The organism is Paenibacillus faecalis, from assembly GCF_900289175.1.
Lineage (GTDB): Bacteria > Bacillota > Bacilli > Paenibacillales > Paenibacillaceae > Paenibacillus_AQ > Paenibacillus_AQ faecalis.
Map to the genome: position 1 here is coordinate 419,957 of NZ_LT985747.1, position 16,722 is coordinate 436,678.

At 44.1% G+C, this 16,722-nt stretch carries 16 protein-coding genes; 4 read left to right on the plus strand and 12 right to left on the minus strand.

The annotated features are described in order from the left end of the window. Positions 1-21 precede the first annotated feature (21 nt). The 9 genes from C8268_RS02020 to C8268_RS02060 form a co-directional block, all read right to left on the minus strand. On the minus strand, positions 22-450 hold the full coding sequence (locus C8268_RS02020) for a GNAT family N-acetyltransferase (protein ID WP_106766133.1): 429 nt from the start codon (positions 448-450) through the stop codon (positions 22-24). 34 nt (positions 451-484) lie between these two features. Next, positions 485-934, minus strand: a complete 450-nt coding sequence (locus C8268_RS02025) for a MarR family winged helix-turn-helix transcriptional regulator (protein WP_106766134.1) — start codon at positions 932-934, stop codon at positions 485-487. A gap of 24 nt (positions 935-958) precedes the next feature. After that, the gene (gene rpiA / locus C8268_RS02030) at positions 959-1,654 is read right to left on the minus strand and encodes a ribose-5-phosphate isomerase RpiA (RefSeq protein WP_106766135.1); all 696 of its coding nucleotides are present in this window, start codon (positions 1,652-1,654) and stop codon (positions 959-961) included. Positions 1,655-1,725: 71 nt separating this feature from the next. Beyond that, positions 1,726-2,277 carry an O-acetyl-ADP-ribose deacetylase gene (locus tag C8268_RS02035; RefSeq protein ID WP_106766136.1) on the minus strand — a complete coding sequence of 184 codons (552 nt, stop codon included), beginning with the start codon at positions 2,275-2,277 and terminating at the stop codon, positions 1,726-1,728. 191 nt (positions 2,278-2,468) lie between these two features. Continuing rightward, a complete protein-coding gene (locus C8268_RS02040; RefSeq protein WP_106766137.1) occupies positions 2,469-3,092 on the minus strand; it encodes a TraX family protein in 624 nt (207 codons plus the stop codon). A 145-nt stretch (positions 3,093-3,237) separates the two neighbouring features. Then, positions 3,238-4,215 carry a diaminopimelate dehydrogenase gene (locus tag C8268_RS02045; RefSeq protein ID WP_106766138.1) on the minus strand — a complete coding sequence of 326 codons (978 nt, stop codon included), beginning with the start codon at positions 4,213-4,215 and terminating at the stop codon, positions 3,238-3,240. Positions 4,216-4,301: 86 nt separating this feature from the next. Then, positions 4,302-5,504 (minus strand): SLC45 family MFS transporter, encoded by a 1,203-nt coding sequence (locus C8268_RS02050; protein ID WP_106766139.1) that lies wholly within the window; start codon positions 5,502-5,504, stop codon positions 4,302-4,304. 4 nt (positions 5,505-5,508) lie between these two features. Further along, a complete protein-coding gene (locus tag C8268_RS02055) occupies positions 5,509-6,246 on the minus strand; it encodes a glycerophosphodiester phosphodiesterase (RefSeq protein ID WP_106766140.1) in 738 nt (245 codons plus the stop codon). A 197-nt stretch (positions 6,247-6,443) separates the two neighbouring features. After that, positions 6,444-7,202 (minus strand): DsbA family protein, encoded by a 759-nt coding sequence (locus C8268_RS02060; protein ID WP_106766141.1) that lies wholly within the window; start codon positions 7,200-7,202, stop codon positions 6,444-6,446. Positions 7,203-7,427: 225 nt separating this feature from the next. Between C8268_RS02060 and C8268_RS02065 the strand changes: the two genes are divergently transcribed. From C8268_RS02065 to C8268_RS02080, 4 genes are all read left to right on the plus strand, one after another. Then, positions 7,428-7,868 carry a MarR family winged helix-turn-helix transcriptional regulator gene (locus C8268_RS02065; protein WP_106766142.1) on the plus strand — a complete coding sequence of 147 codons (441 nt, stop codon included), beginning with the start codon at positions 7,428-7,430 and terminating at the stop codon, positions 7,866-7,868. Between the two features lie 307 nt (positions 7,869-8,175). Then, complete coding sequence (locus tag C8268_RS02070; RefSeq protein ID WP_106766143.1) at positions 8,176-9,306, plus strand: ABC transporter ATP-binding protein; 1,131 nt, start codon at positions 8,176-8,178, stop codon at positions 9,304-9,306. Further along, the gene (locus C8268_RS02075) at positions 9,303-9,956 is read left to right on the plus strand and encodes an ABC transporter permease (protein WP_106766144.1); all 654 of its coding nucleotides are present in this window, start codon (positions 9,303-9,305) and stop codon (positions 9,954-9,956) included. Before C8268_RS02070 ends, C8268_RS02075 begins: the two co-directional genes overlap by 4 nt. A 21-nt stretch (positions 9,957-9,977) precedes the next feature. Further along, positions 9,978-10,889, plus strand: a complete 912-nt coding sequence (locus C8268_RS02080) for a glycine betaine ABC transporter substrate-binding protein (protein WP_106766145.1) — start codon at positions 9,978-9,980, stop codon at positions 10,887-10,889. Positions 10,890-10,950: 61 nt separating this feature from the next. Here C8268_RS02080 and C8268_RS02085 read toward each other — a convergent pair whose 3' ends face one another. The 3 genes from C8268_RS02085 to helD form a co-directional block, all read right to left on the minus strand. After that, a complete protein-coding gene (locus tag C8268_RS02085) occupies positions 10,951-12,144 on the minus strand; it encodes a bacillibactin exporter BcbE (protein WP_106766146.1) in 1,194 nt (397 codons plus the stop codon). Between the two features lie 88 nt (positions 12,145-12,232). Next, a complete protein-coding gene (locus tag C8268_RS02090) occupies positions 12,233-13,933 on the minus strand; it encodes a methyl-accepting chemotaxis protein (RefSeq protein WP_106766147.1) in 1,701 nt (566 codons plus the stop codon). Between the two features lie 279 nt (positions 13,934-14,212). Then, positions 14,213-16,537 (minus strand): RNA polymerase recycling motor HelD, encoded by a 2,325-nt coding sequence (helD, locus tag C8268_RS02095; RefSeq protein ID WP_106766148.1) that lies wholly within the window; start codon positions 16,535-16,537, stop codon positions 14,213-14,215. Positions 16,538-16,722 lie beyond the last annotated feature (185 nt).

The window sequence follows — 16,722 nt, forward strand, 5'->3', positions numbered from 1 at the left end:
TTGTGAGCGAAAACATCCCCACTAGTTTTCTTGCTCTTCTGCTTCATAAACGCAGCGAAAACGCTCGATTCCAGGGGACGTCTCCCCAAGACTGTATATCTCAAAGCCAATGCTGCGGAAAAAATCTACGCTTTCTTCGTCTGTCTCTGCAATGACACGTGCAGGTTCTTGCTGCACCATCAGCTCGACGATCATCCCTCTGCCATAATCCTTGCCTCGATTTTCCGGTGTTACCGCGATATGCTTAATCCATAGCTCATCAGCAACTTTATCAAATCCAATGATACCGACAAGCACCCCCTCTTCTTCATACCCGTACAGTTTCAATCCGTCAGGCTTTCGGTATGCTTCCACCGCCTGATCCAGATGCTCCGGATCGGGGAAAACGGAATAAGCAATGAGCTTCTTAACCTCCAGATCCTCTAAGCGAGAGGATATGTCTTTCATCATTGTTCAGCCCCATTTCAAAATAATCTCTAAAACTTTAATACAAGTCCTGTGCAGTGATACCGAGCTTTCTGAGCAATACAGATGCCTGGATTTTCTCCTCATCCGTCAGGCCGCTTACTGCACAAGCAATCTTCTCCTTATGTATGGGGAAAATCCGTTCGAACATCTCCTTGCCTTCCTTCGTCAATTCAGCGTAAATAACCCGCCGATCCTCTGCAGAAGCCCTTCTGACCAGCAAATTCTTTTTTTGCAGCTTGTCCACCACGTACGTAATATTTCCGCTGGAAATAAGAACCTTCTCGCCGATCTTTTGCAATGGCTGAGGTCCTTTATGGTACAGTACATCCAACACGCCAAATTCTGTTGAATTTAGTCCGTGGCTTTGAATACTCCGATTGGAATGAGCCATAACGGAGTCGTAGGCTCTTGAAAGCACTACAAATAAATATAATGACAAATCTTCGTGTTCCAGATTATCTGACATGCTTTTTTTACCCTCCGAAATCAATTATCCCGAGTTATTGGCTGCTGGTTTTTTATCCATAACATCTACAGCTCCGTCACTTCGTCCAATGAATGCCTTATCTGCCATACCAATGAATAAACCATGCTCCACCACACCCGGAATCCTCTTCAAATGTTGCTGAAGCTGTTCTGGATAGTTTATTATACCAAAATTACAATCCACAATATAATTTCCATTATCTGTTACATATAAATCTCCGCTTTCATCCTTCCGCAGCTGCACGCTGCAGCCTAAACTTTCAATCGCGTCACAAGTCCATTCCTTTGCAAAAGGAACTATCTCGACAGGCAGCGGAAATGTCCCTAACGCCGAAACCGACTTGCTTTCATCGGCCACGATCAGAAGCTGATCGCTATGAAAGGCGGTGATTTTCTCCCGAAGCAGAGCACCTCCGCCTCCCTTGATCAGTCGAAGCTGTGAATCTAGTTCATCTGCTCCATCAATCGCAAGGTCCAATCTGCCGATTTGCTGAAACGGAGTTAATGTAATTCCATGCTCCAACGCCAATAATTCGGAAGCCTTGGACGTGGCTACTGCTTCAATGTTAAGCCCTTCCCTTACAAGTTCTCCAATTCGAACGATGGCCCAGTAAGCTGTAGAACCGGTACCGAGGCCGATCTTCATCCCATCTTGGATACTTTCCACTGCCTTTTCTGCGGCATTCTTCTTCATATCCATGGTGCTTTTCTCCTTTGGTCAGTCGTATTCACAACCGGCATCATGATCATGTTGAAACTAGATGCCGGTTATTACGCATATTGTTCCAACCGCTTCATATACAATTCCAAATTATCTGAGTCGAAGCATACGAAATCAATCTGCTCCAGGCGATTATCCTGATCTTCTCTAACATATTCGGTGACCGCTTTCAAAGCGACATCGCAAGCAGGTGATTTGGGATATCCATAAATACCGGTACTGATATTCGAAAACGCAATGCTGCGAGCACTCACTTCATTCGCCAGCTTCAAACTGCTTCGGTAACACTCCGCCAAAGTTTGTGCTTCCCTTCGTCCTCCACCTTCCCATATTGGACCGACAGTGTGTATAACGTGCTTCGCGTCCAGATTGCCTGCGGCCGTAATAACCGCATGACCTGGAGGACACCCCCCTTGGAGCTTACGAATTTCCTTGCACTGTTCCATAATTTCGGGACCGCCTGCCCGATGAATGGCACCGTCTACACCGCCGCCACCCAACAGACCGGAATTCGCCGCGTTTACGATAATATCACCCGTCCAAGCGGTAATATCACCCGATAAGACAGAGATCACTGTATTTCCGATCGTTATCGTTTTCACTTTCGCACAACTCCTTTCGCCCCTTTTTTTGTTTTCATTACCCTCTCAGAAGAGAGGTTAACCCCATCTATTCTGTTGCTCATCATATATAAGGGTATATTCAGCAAGAAGCACAGAAATGTTATGCAGCCTGCCGCCTTACATGATCTATTTTTTTATTCCGAAAAGCCGAATCATCTGCCATATCTTTTTTATCTCCACAACTGAATCAAGGCTAGAAGTAACATATGGAGCGGATAAAACGATCTCCATAACCAAGAAGGAACTCGAAACGATTCAATCCGCTTCCACAAAGTCGGACCGTATGCGATAAACATCGTCGGCAGCACACTCCATAGCTGCAAGTCCCATCCATTTAAAACGAGGAACAGCATATTCAGCATCAGATGCCACGGTACAAGCCACTGAGCTGGAGAATACCGGAATATTAAAATCAGCATTAAACCATACGCTCCATAGTCAAAAGGAAACATCTCCATGATCAAACTTGCGATAGTTATTATTCCGAAGGAGAGTATTTGTGAATCGGAATAATCCAGTAAGCGCAGTATAATCACACCAGCCAAAAGGGATACGACCACATTCAATCCGAGCGGATTGATCGCAAGCTGATAGGGAATTTGGGATAATAGAGCGATAAAACCTAGACGAAACATATATCGGCGTCTTGATGAAGTATGGATGTATCCCTGAACCAATGCGTATACATACAAGGGAAATGCGATACGTCCAATGATCCGCCAAACCTCCTGTCCAGAAAAAAAGACAAGACCGACATGATCAATCAGCATTGTTAGCATAGCCAGTAGCTGCACAACATCCCTCCAAGCTTACAAGCAAAAAATAAGAGCATGGTATGCTCAAAATCTTTATTCCATTATGAGTCGCTTGCCCCTTGTCTGCAAGGCCTCTTAAAAAGCGCCCGTTCCCAAAAAGGGCACAGGCGCATCAAATAAACTATTATAGAAGTTCTTTGCGAAGCCGCTCCGGAGATTTCTGGGACAATAATCCGAATGGAATGTCAAATACAGTTCGTGCTCCAGCTTCACCAGCTTGTCCGAGCTTATAAGCAGCACGTGCATATGCAACAAGCACACTTGCTGTAAACTCAGGGTTGCTATCCAGCTTCAGACCGAATTCGATAATCTGATTGCTGCTTTCCCCCGTTCGGCCGCTGCGCAGCACGGTGCCGCCATGAGGCATGCTTGCATGGTCACGTTTCAGTTCTTCTTCACTAATAAAGTTCACGACCGTATCATAGTCAGCAAAATAGTTCGGCATCTCTTTAATTTCGGTCTCAATCGCAGCTAGGTTTGCTCCTTCTTCAGCAACGATATAGCATTCCCGCAGGTGCTTCTCCCGGGTGCTCAGCTCTGGATTTTCACCGCTGCGTACCCGCTCAACGGCCGCCTCGCGAGGAATCGTATACTGCACTCCATTTTTCACTCCAGGGACACGGCGGATCGCATCAGAATGGCCTTGGCTCACACCCTTGCCCCAAAATGTATATTCATTTCCCTCTGGAAGAATAGCTTCTCCCAGCAATCTGTTCAAGGAGAACAATCCCGGGTCCCAACCTGTTGAGATGACGCTGATTTTATTGCCCTGGCGTGCGGCGGCGTCAACACTTTCATAATAAGAAGGTATTTTTGCGTGTGTATCAAAGCTATCTACCGTGTGAAACAAACCTGCCAATGCCGGTCCCTGTTCCGGCAAATCCTTGGCAGAGCCGCCACAAAGAATGAGTACATCAATCTGTTCTTTAAAGTTGTCAATCTCAGAAATATGTACTGCTGTTGCTTCCGAAGAAACACTTTCAGGATCACGTCTTGAAAACACGGCGATCAGCTCCATATCGCTGTTCTGCTTAATCGCTTTCTCTACTCCGCGACCCAGGTTTCCGTATCCAACAATCCCCACTCTTATCTTTTGTGTCATGTTACGCCTCCTGATATTTTGACTTTTCGTTATTGTAACAGGAGTTTCTTCATTTTTAAACAATTAATAGTATATTTAATACATTGTCAAGTGGCTGCCGTCTCTTGGTTCTCGGAATGATTCACTTGCTCGGGATGCCGTATCATCGATATACAGAATAAAGCAAGCAGCATACTGACAGCAGCGCTATAGAACAAAACAGAATACCCCAGCACATCAATGAGCTGACCCAGTAGCGGAGGTGAAGAAACAGCGGCCAGTGAAGATACTAAATAATACATACCCGTGCGTGTACCAATACTCTCTTCCGTTCCTGTGGAAACGATGAACGGGTAAGAGTTGATGTTAATGCATGCCCATAACAAGCCTCCGAGAGTCAAAAAAATGCGAAGGAACAGCAACGAATCGATAAATGGAATAGATACAAAGATGAGCAAAAGTCCTGTAACGCCGATTAGAATGACCCGCTTTTTTCCGAATTTCGCCCCAAGCCACCCGCTTGGGATCGCAAACAACACGAAAGCCAGTGAAAAGAAGGTCAGTGAAAACGATGCTTCTGCTTCTGTCAATCCCATTTCATTTTTACCATACAAAGTAAACAGCGTTTCAACACCTTGATAGGCAACAAACCAGAAGAAGATCGCCAGGAGCAAAAAGACCGTTGTCCGGTTCAACTGGCCCTTAAACGATACCTTTGCTTTGGCTTCGGTCTGTGCGGCATATCGTGGAGCATCCCGTTTCTCTTTAATAAAATGCATCAAAATAAACAATGAGATCAACGTAACACATGCTGCGGCAATAAACGGAAACGAAGGATGTGCTTTATACAATATGGAGCCCGCACCAAAGGCAAGAATGGAACCAAGCCCGCCCATAAAATTTATAATGCCGTTGGCCCGGGTCCTGTTTTTCTCAGCTGTAATATCGGGCATAAGAGCAACCGTTGGTGAGCGGTATAAGCTCATGGCAAGATTCATAAGAACCATGAACATCATTAAAGTTATAAAGCTTGTGTGAAATGGAATCATCGCTGTAAATAAGGCGCCGAGCGGCATTCCGATCATTAAAAAAGGCATTCTTCTTCCGAAGCGTGTATGAGTTCGGTCGCTGCGGCTGCCGATCCATGGCTGTAAGAACAGAGCAAAATAATTATCGATGGTCATAAAAAATCCGATCCATGCAACGCTCGAAATGTATCTCTCTAAGAAAAAGGGAACGAAAGCGTTATACAATGCCCAGGTTATACTTATACTGAAAAAACCGAATCCTAACAGCCATGTCTTTTTCACATATTCACACCCCTTCAGTGCGCAGCAGCTCGTTAAGCATATCCGGATAATCGGTAATAATGCCAGCTACTTTAGCAGCAATTAGACGCTTCATTTCCTCTGGTTCATTGACCGTCCAAGGGTGATATACGATCCCGCAAGCTCTGGCTTCCTCAACCCACTCAGGCAGTACGGCATATTTTAGAGCATGCAGTGCATCGGCACCTACAGATTGACCGTATTCCCAAGCCTTATACAACCCTTCTATATATAAAATGCCTGTGTGAATCTCAGGAGCAATGGATTTGCATTTTACGAGTGAATAATGATTAAAGCTGGAAATGACAATTTGTTTCTCCATTCCGAAAGATCGAATCGTTTCGATCACCTTTTCTTCCAAACCCGGATATTGCACAGCACCGATTTTCAATTCGATATTGACAATCGTCCCCCGGTCTTTAGTAAGCTCCAGCAATTCCTCCAGTGTAGGTATCCGTTCTCCACGGAATTCCTCACTGAACCAGGAACCTGCGTCAAGCTTCCGGATTTCTTCAAGCGTATAATCCTTGACCCATCCTTGCACACCCGTCGTCCGCTGAAGTGTTTCATCATGTATGAGGACCAATTTTCCATCCTTGGTCATCTGAACATCGGTTTCAATTCCTGTTGCTCCAAGCTCCAACGCCTTGCGGAATGCAGCCATCGTATTTTCCGGACATACTCCTGATGCTCCCCGGTGCGCAAAATTAATAATTTGTGACATATTATACCCCTCCTGATTTTTTATCGGTTTAACTTTTATCATAGCCTTCAATTGTTAAGGCTGTGTTTAGACTATACCTCTTTTATTCCACATTTTTTAGTCAATCCCTGTCATCATTCCTTATGAAAATTTTTAGAATCACACAAAAAGCCAGACGCATCTCTCCATGCATCTGGCTTCATTTCTTACCGTATATTTCACTTCACATTTTCATCAATATATGCCTTTATTTCTTCAAACGAAGGATATTCGAACTTCTGACCGTTAATAAAAACAGTCGGGGTCCCTTCAACCCCTTGCTTATCCGCAATATCCAGATCACGTTTGATATTCTTGATATATTTTTCAGATTTCAGATCTTCTTTAAATTGTTCAAGCGGCACTTCTGGCATTTCCTCCTCTACCAGATTGGTAATGAAGGAATAGGTCGCCCATTGCTTGCTAGGATCACCTTGACGCTCCGTCATCAGATCATGATACTTCCAGAAATAAGACTCATCCATTTGATACAACGTCTCTCCGGCCAATGCAGCCAGTACAGAGTCAGGAGCGAGAAATGCCATATCTACATAAACGAAATTGGCCTTTCCTGTGTCGACATACTCCGTTTTCACTTGAGGAAGTACATCTTCCGCCCATAATTTACAATAAGAGCATTTATAATCTGAAAAAAGAACAAATTGAACGGGCGCTGAAGGGTCTCCCAGCATCGGTTGATTGGCAACATCAAAGTCGTCAGGCACTTCTCCCGCTTGTACCTTTTGAAGATCAGGGTATTTCATCCCCTCTTCTTCGCCTGGTTGATTGCTTAAAATAAATAAAGTCGTTAATGCCGCAACAAAAAGCAGACTCAAAGCAATTCCGATAAAAAGCTTTTTACGCTGCGGGTTAACCGAATTGGATGTTTTTGGGCGTGAAGCGGACGGCTTGGACTGTCTTCGTTTACTCTCCCCCAAATTTCCCCCTCCTTTTTCTTAACTCTTTTTTAAAATTATAGACAAAATACTCAAAACATTCCAGGACAATGCTCACTGTATGTTAACAGAATAACGCATAAATTCGGGAAATCTATCATCTGAAAATAGACAAATTGTTGACAATATTCACTTGTTATATATATAATTGTCCAGACAACTATTATTTTCTTTGAAAAAACAAGTTGAAAACGGTGGGATGTTTTGTTGAAGAATTCTGAGACTAGTCCCTCAAGCGGATTTCAGTTAGGCTACACTTACCGCCGGGCGATGAATCTGTTAGCTAACAATTTAAAACCTTTTGCCATTACACCAGAGCAGTGGACTGTTCTGAATCAGATTGCAATCCATACAGGATTAAATCAGAAAGAGGTTGCAACGAGAGTCGGTAAAGATCAGCCGACTACAACGCGCATACTCGATTTACTAGTAAAAAAAGGCCTTATCCGGCGAGAAATTTCGCAACAGGACCGTAGAGCTTTTTTGCTCCATGTTACCGAAAAGGGAAAAAAGCTGATTGAATCAACTATTCCTATTGAGCAAGAGTGCGAACGTCTTATGACCGAAGGTATTGATCCGGAACAAATGAAATTGTTTTGGGCCATCATCTCGCAAATGAACGAAAATATTAAACGGTATAAGACTTAACTGAAGAATATATCCGCGAAATCATCCAATTCAAACACCAACCAATGATGGACCAACAAAATTTCAACACATTTGACTGGACAAGCTGTTCTTAACTTCTTATCCTCAAATCCTACCGGCATCACAATCTCACCTCCGTGAATGCCGGCCCCTTAACTGTTTTTCGTTCTATGGAAGCTTCTCTATTATTCCGTTCTTTCCCCACAAAACGAAAGCAGTCACAACAACAATTCTCAAATGTAATGTTTCAAAAGTCTGCCTCTTGAAAAGACATCACACAAATTGACTACAAAAAGGGAGGATGTAAATGATCAGATTTGAAAATGTCAGCAAGGTATACCCCGATGGCTTCCAGGCCGTAAAGGACCTTAATTTCGAAATTCAGGAAGGCGAGTTTCTTGTACTGATCGGACCGAGTGGCTGCGGCAAAACGACAACCATGAAAATGATCAACCGCCTTGAGCCCCATACAGCCGGGAGCATTACATTGCATGGACAGGATATCAAAAAAGCGAATCCTGTTGAGCTAAGACGAAGCATCGGGTATGTTATTCAGCAAACCGGGCTCTTCCCGCACTATACACTCGAGCAAAATGTTGGTCTTGTGCCTGATTTGAAAGGGTGGGATAAAGCCAAAAAAAAGCAGCGGGTGTACGAACTGCTTGATATGGTCGGCCTTGATCCCGAAATATACGCATCCCGTTATCCGAAAGAGCTATCAGGCGGACAGCAGCAGCGGGTAGGCGTTGCCCGCGCACTCGCGGCAGATCCAGAAGTCATCCTGATGGATGAACCGTTTGGAGCTCTGGACCCGATTACACGACAGCAGCTTCAGGATCAGCTGTTGCTGCTTCATCAGAAGCTCAAGAAAACCATCGTCTTCGTCACCCATGACATGGATGAGGCTCTGAAGATGGGTGACCGAATTGCCGTTATGAAATCTGGGACGATGCTGCAGCTTGATTCTCCAGAGAAGCTTCTAAGAGAACCTGCCCATGGCTTCGTTGAAGAATTTATCGGGAAAAAGCGTGTATATCAAAACCCGGCTTTCATCCCTGTAACCGAAGTGATGAAAACCAACGTAGCTACAGTACTGCCCAAACGTTCACCGCTCCGCGCGGTTACCAATATGCGCCAGCGTAAAACCGATACACTGCTGGTCGTGGATGAACACGACGTACTGCTTGGACTTGTGTCCGCCTACGACCTTCAATTTAATATCGATGCCGTATCGACGGTGGAAGAGATCATAACTCCGGTTCAAGTTACATTACCGGTAACTGCAACAGCTAAAGATGCACTAATCGCTGCTAAAGATGCCCCATTTGGTATCATTCCCGTGGTTGACAAGCACCAGCGGCTGAAAGGAATTGTAACTCGCGGAACATTGATCTCCACATTTGCAAGCCACTGGGCAGGAAAGGGTGATGAAGAATGACGCTCTCAATCTGGGAACAAATCGGACGCCAATTTTCTCTTCGCTGGGGGGAACTGCTGATTTCGACAGGAGAACATATCCAGCTCGTACTACTATCTATGCTTATTACAATTGCTGTCGGCATTCCTGCCGGGATTCTTGTTACTCGATTTAGCTCACTACGGATGTGGATCATTGGTGGAGCCAGCATACTGCAAACGATCCCGAGCCTTGCGCTTCTGGGCTTCATGATCCCGTTTCTTGGCATCGGGACGAAAACAGCAATAGCTGCGCTGTTCCTTTACTCCCTGCTCCCTATTATCCGCAACACATATACGGGCATTAAGGATGTGGACCCCGCCATCATCGAGGCTGCAAACGGCATGGGAATGACAGGCTCTCAAATTCTGTTCAGAGTTCAGCTTCCTTTAGCGATGTCAGTCATCATGGCCGGTATTCGTACAGCGACCGTAATTAATGTCGGTACGGCAACATTAGCTGCTTTTATCGGCGCCGGCGGACTGGGAGATTTTATTTTCCTCGGAATTACGCGTAATATTGACGCACTTATCATACTCGGTGCATTGCCTGCTGCCTTGCTGGCTCTTCTGTTTGATTATCTGCTCGGGCTTCTTGAACACTGGACGAAACCGCGCGGCCTGAAAATATAACAAGCGATGGAGGGAACAACCATGAAGCAAAAAAGCATACTGTTCACAGCCATAGTGCTTGTCATGTTACTGGTCCTTGGCGCCTGCAGTGTTCCTCAATCTACTCAGAGCAATTTAAGCGGCCCTGCCGATTTGACGATCGCCTCTAAAAACTTCACGGAGAACATTATTCTGGCCCATATGATGGCAGATCTCATTGAGGATCGCACAGGCTTGAAGGTGAAACGGACATTAAATCTCGGCGGCTCGAGTATAACATGGAAAGCACTTCTTAATAATGATGTGCAGTTATATCCGGACTATACAGGAACGATTGTGGCTAACTATTATCAAGAAGAAACGGGTACTGCAGAAGAAACGCTTCAGCGTACAAGAGAATTGATCAGCCAGGACGGACTTGAATTTCTAGAGCCGTTTGGTTTCAGTAACTCTTATGCTTTAGCCGTAACACCGGAAACAGCTCAAAAATATAACCTGAAAACCTTCAGCGATCTCGCAAAAGTGTCACATAAAATGGAGCTCGGGGCAGAATTTGACTTTCTCGATCGTCCGGATACGTATCCGGGTCTTCAAGAGCTTTACAATATGGATTTCAAACGTGCCAAAGGGATGGACCGAGGAATTAAATACCGTCTCATTGCACAGAATGATATCGATGTAGCCAGTGCCCTTACTACCGATGGACAAGTTAAAATGTATGACCTGGTTCTCCTCGAAGATGATAAACAGTTCTTTCCTCCTTATGACGCAGGAGCTGTTATTCGAAGCGATCTGTTAGAGAAACATCCGGAAGTTGGCAGCGCGATTAATGAACTCGCAGGTCAGATCAGCGAGCAAGACATGCAAGAAATGAACGCTCTTGTCGATGAAGGATATCGTGAGGATATCGTTGCTCGTGAATTTCTTATCAAGCGGGGACTGCTGGAAAAGTAAAACATTAAAAAACCTTGCCTATGACCAGGCAAGGTTTTTTTGATTAGGCTATACTTGTTCTTTATTCTTCAGGCTTTACAGCAAAAAAGGTTAACAACGCTCCAATCGCTGAAACTGAAGACAGGACAAGAAACAGTACCCAATGATTCGCACCAAGCAGAAGGGATATGACCGGCGGTCCCAAAGAAACTCCGATAAAACGCATACTGCTGTAAAGTGAAGTGATCGTTCCCCGCTGCTCCTTTTCAATACCTTCTGTCAATAAGGTATCCATACACGGAAGCACAAGGCCAATTCCTATACTGCCAAGCGTCATTAAGCTGATCACAAAATAAATTTGATCGTTAAAGCCTGCTATGGCAAGTGAGACAGTAAACAGTGTCATCCCCGTAAAACCGATCCATTTCATAGCCGCCTTATTATTTCCTATCATTTTCCCTGTCACAAATGAAGCTAGGCAAAGGGCTGCCAGAGGGATAGCCAGAACCAATCCTTTCAGCGTACCCTTTAATTGATACGTCGATTCAAGCACCTCTGATAAATAGAAAAGAACCCCGAAAAGCCCAAACATGGAAATACCGCCAATTACAAAGATAGCATAAAGCCATCGTCCTTTTTCATGAAGGACCGCTTTCGTCGTTTTTAAAAATTCACGAATCGACTGCTTGTTTTCTTTGTGCTTTGGCGGCTTTACAAGAAAAATAACGAGTATCAAGGAAATTACGCATAAAAAGGGGATTGCAATAAACGGAAGATACCAGATAAAGCTGCCTAAAAAGGCGCCCAGAATCGGACTGATCACTTTACCGAAAGTATTCGATGTTTCAATAATCCCCAAACTTTTGCTAACGTCTTCTTCTAGCTTGAACATGTCACCGACAAGTGGAATAACGATAGGAAAAGCGCCCGCCGCACCTATACCCTGAAGCAAACGACCAGCCAAAATCACGCTGTATGCTCCCATTCCATCCATCAGCCAAGCAGCAACTGCTGAAACCGCACCGCCTACAGCAGCGATGATCAAGCTAGGGATGATAATTTTTTTGCGCCCATAACGGTCGGAAAGATATCCGGCAATAGGAATAAGCAAAATGGCGACAACGGCGTAAACCGTAATCAACATGCTCACCATAAATGAGCTGATGCCTAACGCTTTGGATATTTGGGGTAATACAGGAATTAACATGGAATTTCCGAGCGTCATGATCAACGGTATGGATGCCAGGGCAACCAAATCCCGTTTTTTGGTTTCCATCAGAAGACCACCTTTTATCAGCTACATTACCTATATTGTGGGTTCATTTCCCGGTAATATGCATACCAAAAAGATGGTCTACAAACGATTAAACTTTAAACCCGGCCATTAGTTTCTGCAAACGACCTGACAGTTCATATAACGCCTCTACGCTGCTTGCAATTTCCTCCATGGAGGCCAGCTGTTCCTCTGCCGCAGCACTTACGCTTTGTGCGCCGCCAGCTGTGTTTTCAGTAATCTCTGTAATTCGATTCACAGATTTGACAAGTCCCTCAGCGCCATAATTCAGTTGTTCAGCAGCTGTGCTAACCCCAGCGATTTGGTCATCCAGCTCTCCGATCGACTGCTCGATGTTCTTGAAAGCATCTTCTGCTCCTTTAGCAACATCCATCCCTTCGATTACGGACGCAAGTCCATTCTCCATAACAAGTGTCAGTTCCATAATATCACGCTGAATTTGCTGTACGAATTGACTGATTTCCTCAGATGATGTTGACGTCTGTTCAGCCAGCTTCTTCACTTCTGAAGCTACGACAGAAAAGCCTCGTCCATGTTCACCCGCCCGTGCTGCTTCAATGGAAGCGTTAAGAGCAAGCAATCCTGTCTGTGCCGCTACATCCATAATCAAGTCGCCTATAGCGCCAATGTTTGCGGCCTTTTGTCCCAATGCTTTTACGGCCTCGGTGGACTGGGTGACAGCGCCGCTTATACTTTCCATCTGCTGCATCGTATGTATGATGGCCCGCTCGCCTTCTCCGGCCAAATCCGTTGTTTTACTGGATAACTCCGCAGTTGATTGTGCTGTATCTGCAATTTGCTGCATGCTTCCTGCCATTTCGAAAATAACAGCCGAAGTTGCTTCCGTATCCTGAAGCTGTTTTTCCACTCCGCCCGCCAGCTCCTCCATAATACCAGAAGTATGCTGTGTAGCCTGACGAATCTCCTCCGAGCTGGATTTAAGCATTCCCGTTGATTCTGCTACCTGAGTAGCAGCATCCTGAACCTGAAGTACAATTTCCCTGAAACCTTCGTTCAGCTTGTTATAGGCTTCCGCCACTTCGCCAATCTCGTCCTTCGTCCGAATGCTCACTTGCGTTACCAGATCGCCTCCGCCTTCAGCAATCTTCAAGAGCTGCTCACGCATCCGCTTAAGAGGGGAAATCGATCGAACGAGGAAAAAGCTCTGAATGATGTTATATACGACAACAGCTAGACCAACGACCAATATGGTCAGGTTTTGAATGGTAGCCTGTTTGTTGATTGAATCTTTTTGTTCTTGGATATCTTTGTTTTTTTCGTTTATAAATTGATCAATTTGAGGTTCAAAGGCTTTACGAAGCTCTCTCTCAAGCTGAAAAGCCTCTGCGTAATCGCTATAAGAATTCAGCTTTTTCTTACCAAAACCAGCCTTGACCAACAGATCGTCAATCGTGTTATGGTAAACTGCATATCCAGAAGAAATCTGTTTAAGCATCTCTACCTCTTCTGGGGACGAAGCTACCAGTTTTTTTGTTTCATCCAACAACTGAAGAAAAGCATCTTGTTTCTTTCTAAGCTCTTCTATAAAAACTTCATCTCCAGAGACCAAAAAACCCCGCTCATCATTTGCAATGCCGGAGAAATAGTGCTGCATGCTATTCAGATTGGATACGATTTTCTGATCTACCTCGATGATCGTTGTGAATTTTTTTTCCGTGGATGTCGAAGCAAAAAATGCACTTAAAATCATGGCTGTGATCACCGTGGACACAATAGTCGTGGTGATAACTAACTTCGTTTTAATTTTCATTTGTCACACCTAGCCTTTTATAAGTTTCCCTCCAAATATATATGTCGACATAAGGAGACGGGAAATGAATAGAGCATAAAATGCTCTTACGAAACTTATTTGTAAATGTGAGAATTTCATGAAAATTACACTCAATGTTTTCAATTACTAGGAAAAATTTGATGTTATATGAAAAATATACATGATCCTATGCTGCTATCTTTAAATAAAATAAAGCAGGTCACTTTTGAGTAAAATTGTGAAGTGACCTGCTTACTATTTTTTCTTAATATTTATATCTTAAGGAAGAAATCTGCTCTTTTCACCCAAATGATAAATATGCAGCTCGTGCATCGCGCGCGTACAAGCCGTGTAAAACAATTTACGCTCACTTTCCTTGCTATAGGTCTCATTTGAACCATTATAAATAATGACGGCATCAAATTCCACGCCTTTAGCCAGATACGCCGGTATTACAAGCGTTCCTTTTTCAAAAGCAGGTGTATTTTTGGTGATAAGTTTTACCGGAATTTCAGTTGACAGCTGTTTCTGAACACGCTTGCTCTCCTCTTCCGTCTTGCAAATAACTGCTACATAATGATATCCCTTTTCATGGAGACTGCGAATGTCGGATATGACCGAGCTTACCAGCTCAGCTTCTGTGTTTACCGAAATCACACACGGTTTTTCACCTTGGCGGTTAAACGGAACGATTGCCTCTCCTCCAGGAATCATTTTGCGGGTAAATTCAACAATTTCGAAAGTCGATCGATAGCTCCGCGTTAATTTGATCACTTCCGTTTCTTCTTCGCCATATAAGCTAACTAGGTTTTCCAAACTGCCCAGCGCCTCGCCATGTGCATAAATCGCCTGATTGAGATCGCCGAGAACGGTCATTTTTGCACGGGGAAACAGCCGTTTGAGAAACTCAAGCTGAAATGCTGAATAATCCTGTACCTCATCTACAATAACATGCCGAATCGATGTGTTCGTTCTAAAGCCTTGCAGCAGCTCTTTCAAATACAGAAACGGAGTGGCATCTTCATAATATAATTCCTTATTCTCGAGTTTCTGTATCGTTTGACTGCACACCTCGCTCCAGCTTTCAGGCAATGTTGATTCATTATTGGCAAGCCGTCTGAACAATCCTTCGTCTTCAAACAGTTTACGGTACAACCCTTTTACATCAACGAAGCGGAATCGCTTAATCCAGCGCCGAAGGGGCTTGAGACGATCACTAACTACCATACGGGCGAGGAGTTCTCTTTCCTGATCAAAATCATTAAAGCTGACTTCCTTCATCTTTCTCTGTTTCTTTCTCATCGTCTGATAAGCACGTTGATATTCCTCCGTACTCAAGAGATCAATCTGATCGTCAACCCAAGGTGCTTTTCTCTCTTCCTGTGAAAACTCCGAAAGTCGCTTTAGCATCCATTCCTTCATCATGTCGAGCCTTCCGGAAAGCTTCACTGCCGAATCATAGCTATAAAATTGAGCCTTCATCTCTTCCCGACTTATAATAACTCTGCCTTGAAAAACAACGGGCCGAAACATCATTCCTTCTTTCTCCAGAAGGTCTCTATATGAGCGAATAACATCAAGATATTGTACAGAAGACTTATAGGCTATTCCATCCAGCCTAGCTCGATAAAACGAGGTATCAGGTGCATTGAGCAGAAGCTCTGTCTGCATGAACACATCCTCCAACTCGAATTCCTTGCCGAGACGATGGTCCAAATAAGCTTGAAATGTTGTCTGCTGCATATTCTCTTCCCCAAGCTCCGGTAAAACAGTTGAAACATAGCTGTTAAAAAGAGGATTCGGCGAAAACAGAATCATCTGATCCGCGTGCAGCACTTCCCTGTACTTATATAGCAGATACGCAACTCTCTGAAGAGCAGCCGAAGTTTTCCCGCTCCCGGCAGCCCCTTGAACGATCAGCATACGTTTTTTGTCATTGCGAATAACTTCATTTTGCTCTTTTTGAATCGTAGCAACGATATTTTTCATCCGATCATCAGCGCTGTGGCTAAGTACCTGTTGCAAAAGCTCATCGCCAATCGTGACACCTGTGTCAAACAGAACTTCAATGATTGCGTCCTGAATAACAAATTGTCGCTTCAGGGTCATCTCTCCTGTAACGATTCCCGATGGTGTATCGTATTGGGTTTTACCCGGCGCTCCATCATAATACAAGCTGGATATAGGGGCACGCCAATCAAAGATGAGGAATGTGTCCGAAACTTCGTCCATAAAGGAGCCGATTCCTAGATAAATGGATTCTGCTGCGTTGGTCCCTTCTTCACGAAAATCAATCCGACCGAAATAAGGTGAAGAGCTAAGCTTCTTATATTTTTTTAAATTTTTGGTTGATTGCAGATGAGACCTCTCTCTTTCAGAAAGCACCTGAGCCTGCTGACGTAAGTTGGTTGACGTCTCGCCCAAGTCATCAGGATTACTGAAATTGACAGTAACTTCATCCCAAAACTCTTTACGCAAGTTTATAACATCGCCACGCACTGTACCAACGTCTGCTTCAAGCTGTTTAATTTTTTCTCTAATCTTTGACGTCACATCGGTTACACGGGCTTGTTCTTCTTTCCAATCCTGATCGCTTATTGCCATCTTCTCATCCCCTTATTTACTGGTTGACATTTCGTTTTATTTATGGTATAATTAAAAGGAAATATTTCTGTCTTTGTTTTTTAAACAGACTAACGTTTATTTTATCAGTTTACATCATATTAATCAATATCATTGCCCAGAAGTCGGCTAAACTAGCCGACTTTTTAATTATGTATATACCTCAT

Excerpts from the sequence above, each read along its gene's own strand:
- C8268_RS02020 (WP_106766133.1), bottom strand. The coding sequence starts at position 450 with ATGATGAAAGACATATCCTCTCGCTTAGAGGATCTGGAGGTTAAGAAG.
- C8268_RS02025 (WP_106766134.1), bottom strand. The coding sequence starts at position 934 with ATGTCAGATAATCTGGAACACGAAGATTTGTCATTATATTTATTTGTA.
- rpiA (WP_106766135.1), bottom strand. The coding sequence starts at position 1,654 with ATGGATATGAAGAAGAATGCCGCAGAAAAGGCAGTGGAAAGTATCCAA.
- C8268_RS02045 (WP_106766138.1), bottom strand. The coding sequence starts at position 4,215 with ATGACACAAAAGATAAGAGTGGGGATTGTTGGATACGGAAACCTGGGT.
- C8268_RS02055 (WP_106766140.1), bottom strand. The coding sequence starts at position 6,246 with ATGTCACAAATTATTAATTTTGCGCACCGGGGAGCATCAGGAGTATGT.
- C8268_RS02070 (WP_106766143.1), top strand. The coding sequence starts at position 8,176 with ATGATCAGATTTGAAAATGTCAGCAAGGTATACCCCGATGGCTTCCAG.
- C8268_RS02075 (WP_106766144.1), top strand. The coding sequence starts at position 9,303 with ATGACGCTCTCAATCTGGGAACAAATCGGACGCCAATTTTCTCTTCGC.
- C8268_RS02080 (WP_106766145.1), top strand. The coding sequence starts at position 9,978 with ATGAAGCAAAAAAGCATACTGTTCACAGCCATAGTGCTTGTCATGTTA.
- C8268_RS02085 (WP_106766146.1), bottom strand. The coding sequence starts at position 12,144 with ATGGAAACCAAAAAACGGGATTTGGTTGCCCTGGCATCCATACCGTTG.
- C8268_RS02090 (WP_106766147.1), bottom strand. The coding sequence starts at position 13,933 with ATGAAAATTAAAACGAAGTTAGTTATCACCACGACTATTGTGTCCACG.
- helD (WP_106766148.1), bottom strand. The coding sequence starts at position 16,537 with ATGGCAATAAGCGATCAGGATTGGAAAGAAGAACAAGCCCGTGTAACC.